This window comes from Nocardiopsis yanglingensis, from assembly GCF_045809185.1.
Classification (GTDB): domain Bacteria; phylum Pseudomonadota; class Gammaproteobacteria; order Xanthomonadales; family Xanthomonadaceae; genus Stenotrophomonas; species Stenotrophomonas yanglingensis.
Genome location: NZ_JBJNRH010000005.1, coordinates 192,065 through 203,536, shown reverse-complemented (window position 1 = coordinate 203,536; position 11,472 = coordinate 192,065). Strand labels below are relative to the sequence as shown.

Here is an 11,472-nt window from a genome sequence, read left to right as displayed (position 1 = left end):
CGGGTGGGTGCGTGCTTCCGTGCCCCGCTTGGCTAAGCGTACAACCGATTAGCAAATGATAGGCATTCGCATTTCGTTAATCAAGCGTGATGGCGCGCATGCCCGCGTGGACGGTGATCCAGAGGGGGCTTCAGAAGCGGAAAAGGATCGTTGCCGCATGCAGCAGCAGGCCGATCAGGCCACCCACCAGGGTGCCGTTGAAGCGGATGAACTGCAGGTCGCGGCCCACGCTCAGTTCCAGCTGCTCGACCAGGTGCCGTTCGTCCCAGCTCTTCACGGTCTGTGCGATATGCGTGGTCACGCCTTCGCGCAGGCGGCCGGTCAGACGTTGGGCGCCCTCCAGCAGATGCTGGTTCAGCGCGTCGCGCAGGGCCGGGTCGGCCTGCAGGCTGCTGCCCAGCGAGGCCAGGCTGCGCTGCAGGTGCCCGACCAGCGCTGAATCCTCACGCTGCAGGTCTGCGCGCAGGCTGGCATGGATGCGCGCCCACAGCCCCTGCACGTAGTCCTGCAGGGCGGGGTGATCGATCATTTCCTGCTTGAGCTGTTCGATGCGTTCGGCCAGGGCCGGATCCTCGCGCAGGCGCTGCACGTAGTTCTGCAGCCAGGTCTCGTAGTCCTGGCGCAGCGGATGCTGCGGCTCGGCCAGTACCTGCTGCAGTTCTTCCAGTACCGCCCGCGCCAGTCGCTCGGCCAGGCTGTCGCCGATCTCGTCGATCGGCTTGACCCAGTTCACCGTGCTCGACAGCGTCGGCCATTCGCGCTGGATGTAACGCACGATCAGCTGCGAGGCGCGCTCCTTCACTTCCGGCTGCTCCAGCCAGTGCCCCAGCCGCTGCAGGCCCTCGTCCAGCACGCGCTGGTGGCGTCCGTCGGCGGTCAGCAGGGTCAGCAGCTCACCGGCGGTGGCGGCGGCATTCCACTGCCGCAGCTGCTGCACCACGAAGGTGTGCAGCTGCCGGCGCACCGCGGTTTCGTCGAAGAAGTCCAGTGCCTGCAGGGCCCAGCCGCGTGCCATGTCGGCCAGCATCCGTGAGCGCGCCGGATCGGCCAGCCAACTGCCGAGGCGGCTGGCCGGATCGAATACCTGCAGCTTTGCCAGCAGCACCTTTGGTTCAAGGAACTGGTCGCGCACGAACAGGGCCAGGCTGTCGCCGATGCGCTCCTTGCTGCGCGGGATGATGGCGGTATGCGGAATCGGCAGGCCCATCGGCCGCCGGAACAGGGCAACGACGGCGAACCAGTCGGCCAGTGCGCCCACGGCTGCAGCCTCGCAGAACGCCGAGACCCAGGCCCAGATGCCGCGCTCGCCCTGCCAATGGCTGATCGCGAAACCGGCCAGCATCAACAGCAGCAGGCCCAGCGCGAGGGCTTTCAGGCGCCGCAGCTGAGCGCGGCGCGGATCGTTGGCAGGCGTCATGGCGGAAGTCTAACCGGCACGGCATGAGCATCTGGTAGTGCCGGCCGCTGGCCGGCATCTGCAGTCCACCCGATACGTTCATGGGGTTGCCGGCCCGCGGCCGGCCCAAACCCGTGGTTGAGAGCGCTTCGAGCTGCTTGCGCAGCGCGGCCAGCTGCGCGCGCAGGGTATCGTTCTCGCGGGTCAGCGCGACGACGCGGCGGCGCAGCGCTGGGGCATCCTCACCCAGCTGTTCCAGCGCCGACAGCACCTCGGCGTCGCGGCTGGCGATCTGCTCTTCGTCTGCTTCCTCGAAGTCCATCTCGGCTGCTTCCGGCTTCGGTGCGCGCGGCTTGCGCTTGGACTCGCGCACGCGCTTGGCGGCCTGTTTCAGCTCGTCCTTGCCACCGGCGGCGGCAGCGCGCTGCTCGTCTTCCGGCAGGTCGGCCACGGCAGCGGCAGCGCTGATCGAGATCACGCCGGCCTTCACCGCTTCCACCACCTCGGCCGCGGCCTGGGCGTGGATGCGTTCGATCATGCCGACCTGGCTGGTGCTCAGCTTGGCCTCGCGGGCCAGCTCGGCGCGGCTGATCTTCGGCGCCGGTTCCCACGGCGGGCTGTCTTCCCCGGCGTCTTCGACGACGTCGGCGGTGCCATCGCTCTCGCGCTGCAGCTGCGCCTGCTCCATCTGCTTGCGGGCGGCCAGGATGTCGCGCTTGCGCAGTGCCAGCACGCCGCGCTGGAAGTCGGACACGCTGCGGCGGCCCAGGTGCTGCTCGATCATCCACAGATGCACGTCTTCCATGCTCTGGAAGCGGGTGTTCTGCACGGTATTGAACGGCAGGCCATGCTTCTGGCAGATACCGAAGCGGTTGTGGCCATCGACCAGCACCTCGCCCCACAGCACCAGCGCATCGCGGCAGCCTTCGGCCAGGATGCTGCGCTCCAGCGCGTCATGTTCGTCCGCGGTCAGCGGGTCGATGTAGGCCTTGAGTTCTTCTTTGACGACGATATCCATGGGCACGGCAGCGAGCAGGAGCGGAACCGCCCATTGTACCCGCTCGCCACCGCTGGCCCGGGCTCAGGCAGTGGCCCGGATCATCTCGCCCAGGGTGCCGATAATCTGGTCGATCTGTGCCTTGTCCACGATCAGTGGTGGCGACAGCGCGATGATGTCGCCGGTACAGCGCACCAGCAGCCGGCCGTCGTGGAAGCAGCGCCGGAACACCTCGTAGCCGCGGCTGCCGGGGGCATCGCGGCGCGGTGCCAGCTCGACCGCGCCGACCAACCCGAAGTTGCGGATGTCGATCACGTTGGGCAGGCCCTGCAGCGCATGCAGCCGTTCCTGCCAGTACTCGCCCAGCTCGATGGCGCGCTCGAACAGGCGTTCTTCCGCGTAGACGTCCAGCGTCGCCAACGCTGCGGCGCAGGCCAGTGGGTGACCGGAATGGGTATAGCCATGGAACAGCTCGATGGCCTGCGGCGGCGCCTGCATCAGCCCGGCATGCACGGCATCGCCCACCAGCACGCCGCCCAGCGGCACCGCGCCGTTGCTGACCGCCTTGGCGAACGTCAGCAGGTCCGGGGTGACCCCGAAGCGCTGTGCGGCGAACGGCATGCCAACCCGGCCGAAGCCGGTGATGACCTCGTCGAACACCAGCAGGATGCCGTGCTGGTCGCACAGCTCGCGCAGGCGCTGCAGGTAGCCGGGCGCGGGCAGGATCACCCCGGCGGAACCGGCAATGGGTTCGACGAATACGGCGGCAATCGTCGAGGCATCGTGCAGCGCGATCAGCCGCTCCAGGTCGTCGGCCAGCTCCGCACCCTGGCGTGGCAGGCCCTTGCTGAACGCGTTGCGCTGCAGGTCCAGGGTGTGCCGCAGGTAATCCACGCCGCCCAGCTGCAGGCCGAACGCCCTGCGGTTGTTGGGCAGCCCACCCAGCGCCATGCCGCCGAAACCGACCCCGTGGTAAGCCTTCTCGCGGCTGATGAAGCGGGTGCGCTGGCCCTCGCCACGCTGGCGGTGATAGGCCAGCGCGATCTTCATCGCGGTATCCACCGCCTCGGAGCCGGAGCTGGTGAAGAACACATGGTTGAGCGGGGCAGGCGCCAGCGCGGCCAGCCGCTGCGCCAGCGCGAAGGCTGGCGGCGAGCCCATCTGGAAGGCCGGCGAATAGTCGAGGGTGCGTGCCTGCTCGACGATGGCCTCGACGATGCGCGGGCGGGCGTGGCCGGCGTTGCAGCACCACAGGCCGGCGGTGCCGTCGAGGATCTGGCGGCCGTCGACGTCCTCGTAGTGCATGCCTTCGGCGCGTACCAGCAGGCGCGGCGCGGCCTTGTACTGGCGGTTGGCGGTGAACGGCATCCAGTACGCGTCCAGTGACTCGGGACGCTGGGTGGCCAGGTCGTGCAGGTCGCTTTCGGGACGCTTCATGCCAGCTCCATCGGGTCCGATGCGACGAATGTAGCGCAGCTGCGTCACGGCGGAGTCGCGGCGGCCCCGGTATAACCAGGGCTCGTTGAATGTTGGAGCTTCCCATGGCCGATTTCCCCGACCGCAGCCATTGGCAGGCGCTGGCCCTCCAGCTGTCGATGCCGGGCCAGGCCTTCATCGACGGCCGCTATGTCGATGCCGCCAGTGGCGCCCGCTTCGACTGCATCAGCCCGATCGACGGTCGCGTGCTGGGCGCGGTTGCCGACTGTGACGCGCAGGATGTCGAGCGCGCGGTGCTGGCCGCGCGGCGCAGCTTCGAGGCGGGCCACTGGTCGCAGGCGAGCCCGGGCCATCGCAAGCGCGTGCTGCTGGCGCTGGCGGCATTGGTGGAAGCGCACGCCGATGAACTGGCCCTGCTGGAAACCCTGGACATGGGTAAGCCGGTGCGTGACGCGCGCCGTATCGACCTGCCCGGTGTGGTGCGCTGCCTGAGCTGGACCGCCGAAGCGGTGGACAAACTGTATGGCGAGGTAGCGCCCACCGGGCCGCACGAGCTGGGGCTGGTCACGCGCGAGGCCGCGGGCGTGGTGGCGGCCATCGTGCCGTGGAATTTCCCGTTGCTGATGGCCTGCTGGAAGATCGCGCCGGCGCTGGCGATGGGCAACTCGGTCGTGCTCAAGCCGTCCGAGCGGTCACCGCTGAGTGCGCTGCGGTTGGCCGCACTGGCCGCCGAGGCGGGCCTGCCGGAGGGCGTGCTGAACGTGCTGCCCGGCCACGGTGCGCGCGTCGGTGAACCGCTGGCCCTGCATATGGATGTGGACGTGCTGGCCTTCACCGGTTCCACTGCCACCGGCGCGAAGCTGCTGGAGTATTCCGGGCGATCCAACCTCAAGCGGGTCTGGCTGGAATGCGGTGGCAAGAGCCCGCACGTGGTGTTCGCCGACGCCCCCGATCTGGACGCGGCGGCCAAGGCCGTGGCACAGGGCATCTTCTTCAACCAGGGCGAAGTCTGTACCGCCGGTTCGCGGCTGCTGGTACAGCGCTCGATCCGCGAGGATTTCGTGCACCAGGTGGTTGCCTACGGCCAGCACATGCAGCCACGCCACCCGCTTGAAGCCGACGCACCGATGGGCGCGCTGGTGGATGCCGCGCATCTGGACAAGGTGATGGACGACATCGCACGCGCTGAAGGTGAGGGTGCGCGGTTGCTACTGGGTGGGCGACGGGCCGAGGTGGAGGCCGGCGGCAGCTATGTGCAGCCGACGGTGTTCGACCAGGTGCGCCCGGAGCAGGCCTTGGCGCGCGAGGAAGTATTCGGGCCGGTGCTGGCCGTGCTCGGCTTCGACGACGAAGCCGAAGCGGTGCGCCTGGCCAACGACAGCCGCTACGGCCTCGCCGCCGGCCTGTGGACGCGTGATCTCGGCCGCGCCCATCGCGTCGCGCGCCAGCTGCGCGCGGGCAGCGTCTGGGTGAACGGCTGGGATGGCGGGGACATGACCGCACCGTTCGGCGGCTACAAGCAGTCCGGCAACGGCCGCGACAAGTCACTGCACGCCTTCGACAAGTACAGCGAGATCAAGGCCACCTGGATCCAGTTGTAACGACGTGCTTGCTGGACGGCTTCGTGCTGTTCTGTAGAGCCGAGCCCATGCTCGGCTGCTCCCCCTGCCCGGTAGCTGCGGACCGTTGGTCCGCACGCTCGAACACCCAGCCGAGCATGGGCTCGGCTCTGCAGAGGAGTGCCCGCTACCGGCAGCGGGCACTCACCTGCAGCACTGCCGCACGCAGCATGTCGCGGTCGGCTTCTTCGACGGCGTTCTGGAAATACTCCATGTCCTGCTTGCCCAGTTCGCAGGGGTCGACAATGTACCCCGGTGGCCACAAACCCAGCAGCTGCGCCACCCCATGCACGATCTGCTCGGGGCTCATCTGCCGACGGATGCGGAAGTAGTTGCGGCGCGGCCCGAACGCGGGATGGACCTCGCGCCGACCGATCAGGCGTGGGGCCACGCCCGCTGCGCTGATGCCGTCACCGCCATCGATGCTGCCCGCAGGCAGGTCCAGCATCAGTGGCGCCGTTGCAGGCGGTTCCTCGGACGCGGGGGCAATGGCATCCGTGGGTGCAGCCGGGGTCGGGCGTGGCGCTGTCGATGCGGCGGGCCGCGCCGCCGATGCGGAGGGCAGCGCCGGCTGTGGTTGAACCGCCGCGGGTTGGTCCGGCGGCAACCAGCGCAATGAAATCCTGGCAGCTTCATCGCTGCGCAGCGTCACCCTGCCACTGCCCAGCAGCCACAGTGCCATCAACCCATGCACAAGCAGTACCACCAGCCACGCCGCCATGCGCGGCAGCTTCGGCGAATCGGACCACGACAGCGCGACTGCAGTCATCGGCAAAGCATCCATGCAGGGACCGGTGGCGCAGCCTAGCGGGCGACCCGAAAAATTTCGTTGGCATCGGTGTCGGCTGAAACCATCGCCCCGTGCGGCCATCGGCCCGTGGCAGAATCGGGCGATCCGCCGTTACCCGTGTTGCCGATGTCGACGATCACCGCTGCCGCACCGCCCGTGAATTCTCCCCGCCGTGTCCTGCTGGCCAGCCTGATCGGCACCACCATCGAATTCTTCGATTTCTACATCTACGCCACGGCCGCGGTGCTGGTGTTCCCGCACCTGTTCTTCCCGGACAGCAGCGAACAGGCGGCGCTGCTGCAGTCACTGGCGACCTTCGCGGTGGCGTTCATCGCGCGCCCGGTCGGCTCGGCTGTGTTCGGCCACTTCGGTGACCGCATCGGCCGCAAGGCCACGCTGGTGGCCGCGCTGCTGACCATGGGCCTGTCCACGGTGCTGATCGGCCTGTTGCCGACTCATGCGCAGATTGGCCTGTGGGCCCCCGCGCTGCTGGCGCTGTGCCGTTTCGGCCAGGGCCTGGGGCTGGGCGGTGAGTGGGGCGGGGCGGTGCTGCTGGCCACCGAGAATGCACCGCCGGGCAAGCGCGCCTGGTACGGCATGTTCCCGCAGCTGGGTGCGCCGCTCGGCTTCCTGCTGTCAGCCGGCATCTTCCTCGTGCTCGGCCGCTGCCTGAGCCAGGCCGATTTCCTGCAGTGGGGCTGGCGCATCCCGTTCGTGGCCAGCGCGCTGCTGGTCGGCCTCGGCCTGTGGGTGCGGCTGAACATCCACGAGACCCCCGACTTCAAGAAGGCGCTGGAACGCAAGGCGCCGGTGCGGCTGCCGATGCTGACGGTGCTGCGTGACCACCCGGTGCCGATGCTGCTGGGCACGCTGGGTGCGTTCGCCACCTTCGTGCTGTTCTACCTGATGACGGTGTTCAGTCTCGGCCATGGCACTGCGGTGCTGGGCTACAGCCGCGAGCAGTTCCTGCTGATGCAGATGGCTGGCATGCTGTTCTTCGCGCTGGGCATCCCGCTGTCGGCGCGCTATGGCGACCGTTGGGGCACGCGGCGCACGATGATTGTCGCCAGCGTACTGATCGTCGGCTTCGGTGTGCTGTTCGCACCGCTGTTCCAACCGCACAGCCCGTGGCTGGTCACTGGCTTCCTGTGCCTGGGCCTGTTCCTGATGGGCCTGACCTACGGCCCCTGCGGCACCTTCCTGGCCGAGATCTACCCGGTGGAGGTGCGCTATACGGGCGCGTCGCTGTCATTCAACCTGGCCGGCATCCTCGGCGCGGCACCGGCGCCGTACCTGGCCACCTGGCTGGCCGAACGCTTCGGCCTGGTCGCGGTAGGCTACTACCTGTGCCTGACCGCGGTGGCGACCCTGTGCGCGCTGGTGGCACTGCACCGGCGCGCCCTGCGGCTCAACCAAAGAAGCGCTTGAGCGTGCGGCCCAGCCAACCGCCGCCCTGATGCTCGCGGGCGAACTGGTTCAGGTGCGCCTTGACCTGTTCGGCGTAGGCCTGGTCGTCGCCGCGGATGTGGTTGAACAACCAGCGTGAGAGCATGGTGCGCAGCTCGTCGCTGATGTCCTCGCCGGCCTGGAAGCGCATGCGGTATTCCGATACCCGTTTGATGAAGACCTCATGCACGCGCTTGTGCGCGGCGCAGAACGGGTAGCCTGCTTCCTCCATCAGCTCTTCCTCGAACGCGAAGTGCGACATGGTGTAGTCCACCACCTCGTCGATCACTTCTCCCACCGCCGCACGCTGCATGCTGGCCTGGGCCACGTGCAGGTGGTTGAGCATCTCGATGATGCGGCGGTGTTGTTGGTCGATCACATCGATGCCGATGTTCAGATCGTCCTGCCAGACCAGTAGTGCCATCCCCGGCTCCCCTTCATGCGTATGTCGGGGCCGACTGTAGAGCCGCCGCGCGGGTGCGGCGTTGATCTGGATCAAAGCGGGCTGGTCAGGGCAGGGCAGGCTCGCGCGGGCGCAGCGGGCTGGCCACCGTGGTGCAGCTGACCCGGTTGCGGCCACCGGCCTTGGCCAGATACAGCTGGCGGTCGGCCTCGGAGATCAACCGGTGCAGTGCATCGCGTTGCGGACGCAGGCAGCACAGGCCGATGCTCACGGTCATGCGCAGGGTGGCGGTGCCGATGTCCACTTCCAGTGCGGCGATGCGCTGGCGCAGTTCCTCGAAGTACAGCAGCGCCTCGTCCTGTTCCATGTCCGGCACCAGCAGGCAGAACTCTTCGCCGCCGAAGCGTGCGATCAGATCCTGGCTGCGTGCGTGTGCGGCCACCGCACCGGCCACCGCGCGCAGCGCATCATCGCCGGCTTCATGGCCATGGGTGTCATTGATGTGCTTGAAGTGGTCGATGTCGATCATCGCTACCGCCACGCACTGGCCATGCAACTGCAGCTGCGGCAACTGGCGCTGGCTCTGCTCCAGGAAGCAGCGGCGGTTGGGGAGGCCGGTGAGGAAGTCGCGGGTGGCCAGATCCTGCAGGGTGCCGATCAGTTCCAGCTGGTCCACGTTCTGCGAGACGCGGCAGAAGAATTCCTCGCGCGAGAACGGCTTGCGCAGGAAGTCGTTGGCACCGTTCTTCAGGAAGCGTGGGATCAGCGAGGCATCGGTATTGCCGGAGATGCCGATCACCGCCACCTTGTCGCGCGATCGCAGGGTGCGCAGGCGGCGGGTGAATTCCACGCCCTGCATGCCGGGCATTTCCTGGTCGACCACCGCCAGGCGGATTGCCGGATGCGCTTCGATTGCAGCCAGGCCCTCGTTGCCGTCGGCGGCTTCATGCACCTCATGGCCGTACATGCGCAGCAGGGCCGCGGCATAGCCACGCGCGGACGGCGAATCGTCCACCACCAGCGCGGCAATGCGACGGTTGCGTTCCAGCCGCTGCACCAGCCACACCAGATAGTCGATGCTGCCGGGGGTGTTCTTCAGCACGTAGTCGATGATCTGCTGCTGCAGCACGCGCTTGCGCAGGTCCTCGTCGTACACGCCGCTGACCACCACGGTGGGCAGGTCGCGCTTGAGGAAGAACTCGACCACCGCATCACGGTCGCCGTCGGCCAGCACCAACCCGGTCAGCACCAGGAACCAGCCGCCGCCTTCGCTCAGCAGGCGATCGGCCTCGGCGAGGGTGGAAGCGATCACCACCGGCAGTTCCAGGCGTTGCTCGATGGCCTCGCGCAGCATGCCGGTGAAGGCACGGGAGTTTTCGACCAGCAGAATCCGTTGTGGCAGGGGATCAGCCAGGTCGCCATCGACGGCGACCTGCGGCAGGACGGGCATGAGGCGGTGGCTCACGGAGGAGGGCTCGGCACGGATAGCGGCGGTTTCGGGCGCAACTTTAGAGGTGAACGCTGTGCGCTGGGCAAGATTCCGTATCAGGCCGCCGCTGGCGACGCGTGGGTGATCGATTCATGCAGGACCAGTCGCAGGCGATTGCCTCGGCAGTGGACCGTTCCGCCGTAGGCAAGCATCCGTCCGGCCAGACGCTCGACGGCCTGGTCGGTGGTGCGTGCCGATAGCGTGCAACCACGGTCGAGCAGGCTCACGATAGCAACGATGCCGCGACGTCCGCCCGCCTGGCCACTTCGGGCACGCACGTAGACCTGCCCAGTCTCCAGCTCCAGCAGCAGTGACACCGCCTCGATCAAGGAGCGGTAGATGGCCAATTGCAGATCCACAGTCAGCAGGCAGGGGTTACCCGCCAGCCTGGGCGGAATGACGCGATGCGTGTTGTTCCAGATCTCGCATGCGCCGCCTGCTTGCAGCGCGATGTACAACCCCACCTGTTCCAATCCAGTGGGGTAGACCATGCTGGCCTGCTCGCGGAACAGACGTGAGTGCACGGATGACGCGTGTTGCAGGCTGTTCGCCACGGCATGATGGCCCTGCGATTTGAGCCAGCTGACCATTTCAACGAGCGAGCTGTCCATGCCGTCGCCCAGACGCTTCAGATGGGCGGCCCGTTCACGCAGCTCACGTTCGCTGGTCTGGTGAGAACTGCGTGTCAGGCGCAGCGTCGTTTCCTCGGCCAGACCGCGGGATCGGGCGCGCTGATGGTGATAGCTGATGCTGGAACCGAGCGCAAGCAGCGCGACACTCATCACCGCCATGTTCTGTTGGGTGGAAAACGTGCCCAGATCGAACGAGGCCGGCAGGCCGGTGCTGGGGGTGGCGAAATGAAGGGGAAGGTTCAACAGTGGAATCGCGATGGCAGCGCCACGCCATCCATGCATGAAGGTCAGGGTGATGGCTGGGAGTGCCGCCAACAGCACAAGGTGGGTACGGGTCGAATGGGCATCCGTCGAAATCAGCTGCATGCACAGCCCCAGGGCCAGCATCAGAGCAATGGCCACGAGGGATGGAACGAGCAACCTCTTCTGCCATGGAGAACCGGAGCGCCGCCGGGCCCAAAGAAGGGCCAGGGGGGCCATGGTAATGATCGCGGCAAAATGACCAAATACGACTCTTTCGGCAGCATCCAGCAGGGTGTCCGGGGGAGGAACTGGCCACAGGAGGCGAGAAAGACTCAGGTTGAGGCCGGTAACCGCAACCGCTGCCGAGATTGAAAGGGACAGCAGCCAGAATCCGGTGGCTGCCTCGGATATGGTTTTTCTCAGATGGAGGTGAACTACCAGCATGGCCATCGGCATCAGCAGCGTGGACGCCAGGATGACCCATTCCAGACCGTACTCGTCGATCGTAGGGATGCGCAGATATGCAAAGTAGCCCAATTCTCCCAGCAATACATAAGGCCATCGGCGTTGTGGAACGATCAAAAGCGCTGCCACGCGGATACCGGCGGGAAGGAAAAACTGGTCCAGGGAAAACTGTCGGGCGGAAACGCAGGCAATAGCGTACGCGGCAGCCAAGAGAAGCCCAGCCGGGTGCACTGGAATGCCGGCTAGTGCCATGTTCTTCACGGTGCTCCATCTCGGATGGGCTGGTGCGCGAGCAACGCTCACATTCCCTCGGGGCGGTAACGGTCCAGCGGCGAAAGTAGCGGTACTTCGCGAGGTGTGCAACGGTATTGGCAGAAACTCCGCCGTTGTCCGAATCCACGTAGGGCGAGTGATGTGAACGGCGGGGTTGTGAGCGGCGAAAGTATGCTGACAGGGAGGCGTGTCCTGAGATTGTTCACGTCGCCAGCGGGCACTCAGAGGATATTGCACTATCTGCCAAGGCCGCGCCTGTGTTGCATTGATGTTGTCCACCTT

General features: G+C 66.9%; 9 protein-coding genes. 2 read left to right on the top strand and 7 right to left on the bottom strand.

All coding sequences use genetic code 11. The features are described 5' to 3' along the window. Nucleotides 1-130: 130 nt before the first annotated feature. From ACJ7C5_RS09980 to aptA, 3 genes are all read right to left on the bottom strand, one after another. Complete coding sequence (locus tag ACJ7C5_RS09980) at nucleotides 131-1,222, bottom strand: DUF445 domain-containing protein (RefSeq protein ID WP_412703807.1); 1,092 nt, start codon at nucleotides 1,220-1,222, stop codon at nucleotides 131-133. After that, nucleotides 1,113-2,414 carry a hypothetical protein gene (locus tag ACJ7C5_RS09975; protein ID WP_412703784.1) on the bottom strand — a complete coding sequence of 434 codons (1,302 nt, stop codon included), beginning with the start codon at nucleotides 2,412-2,414 and terminating at the stop codon, nucleotides 1,113-1,115. The genes ACJ7C5_RS09980 and ACJ7C5_RS09975 overlap by 110 nt, the downstream gene beginning before the upstream one ends. A 63-nt stretch (nucleotides 2,415-2,477) precedes the next feature. Then, nucleotides 2,478-3,830: an omega-aminotransferase AptA gene (gene aptA / locus ACJ7C5_RS09970; protein ID WP_412703783.1), complete on the bottom strand. Its 1,353-nt coding sequence runs from the start codon at nucleotides 3,828-3,830 to the stop codon at nucleotides 2,478-2,480. Between the two features lie 104 nt (nucleotides 3,831-3,934). Between aptA and ACJ7C5_RS09965 the strand changes: the two genes are divergently transcribed. Continuing rightward, nucleotides 3,935-5,431, top strand: a complete 1,497-nt coding sequence (locus tag ACJ7C5_RS09965) for an aldehyde dehydrogenase (protein ID WP_412703782.1) — start codon at nucleotides 3,935-3,937, stop codon at nucleotides 5,429-5,431. 145 nt (nucleotides 5,432-5,576) lie between these two features. On the opposite strand, the gene ACJ7C5_RS09960 is transcribed toward ACJ7C5_RS09965, so the two are convergent. Then, the gene (locus ACJ7C5_RS09960) at nucleotides 5,577-6,218 is read right to left on the bottom strand and encodes a hypothetical protein (RefSeq protein ID WP_412703781.1); all 642 of its coding nucleotides are present in this window, start codon (nucleotides 6,216-6,218) and stop codon (nucleotides 5,577-5,579) included. Between the two features lie 177 nt (nucleotides 6,219-6,395). Between ACJ7C5_RS09960 and ACJ7C5_RS09955 the strand changes: the two genes are divergently transcribed. Continuing rightward, nucleotides 6,396-7,667, top strand: coding sequence for an MFS transporter (locus ACJ7C5_RS09955; protein WP_412703780.1), 1,272 nt, complete (start codon nucleotides 6,396-6,398; stop codon nucleotides 7,665-7,667). Here the strand turns inward: ACJ7C5_RS09955 and ACJ7C5_RS09950 are convergent. From ACJ7C5_RS09950 to ACJ7C5_RS09940, 3 genes are all read right to left on the bottom strand, one after another. Beyond that, nucleotides 7,648-8,109, bottom strand: a complete 462-nt coding sequence (locus tag ACJ7C5_RS09950; protein WP_004151683.1) for a bacteriohemerythrin — start codon at nucleotides 8,107-8,109, stop codon at nucleotides 7,648-7,650. The genes ACJ7C5_RS09955 and ACJ7C5_RS09950 overlap by 20 nt on opposite strands. 85 nt (nucleotides 8,110-8,194) lie before the next feature. After that, entirely contained in the window at nucleotides 8,195-9,538 is a 1,344-nt protein-coding gene (locus ACJ7C5_RS09945) for a diguanylate cyclase (RefSeq protein ID WP_097049187.1), read from the bottom strand. A 95-nt stretch (nucleotides 9,539-9,633) separates the two neighbouring features. Beyond that, on the bottom strand, nucleotides 9,634-11,169 hold the full coding sequence (locus ACJ7C5_RS09940) for an MASE1 domain-containing protein (protein ID WP_412703806.1): 1,536 nt from the start codon (nucleotides 11,167-11,169) through the stop codon (nucleotides 9,634-9,636). Nucleotides 11,170-11,472: the final 303 nt, after the last annotated feature.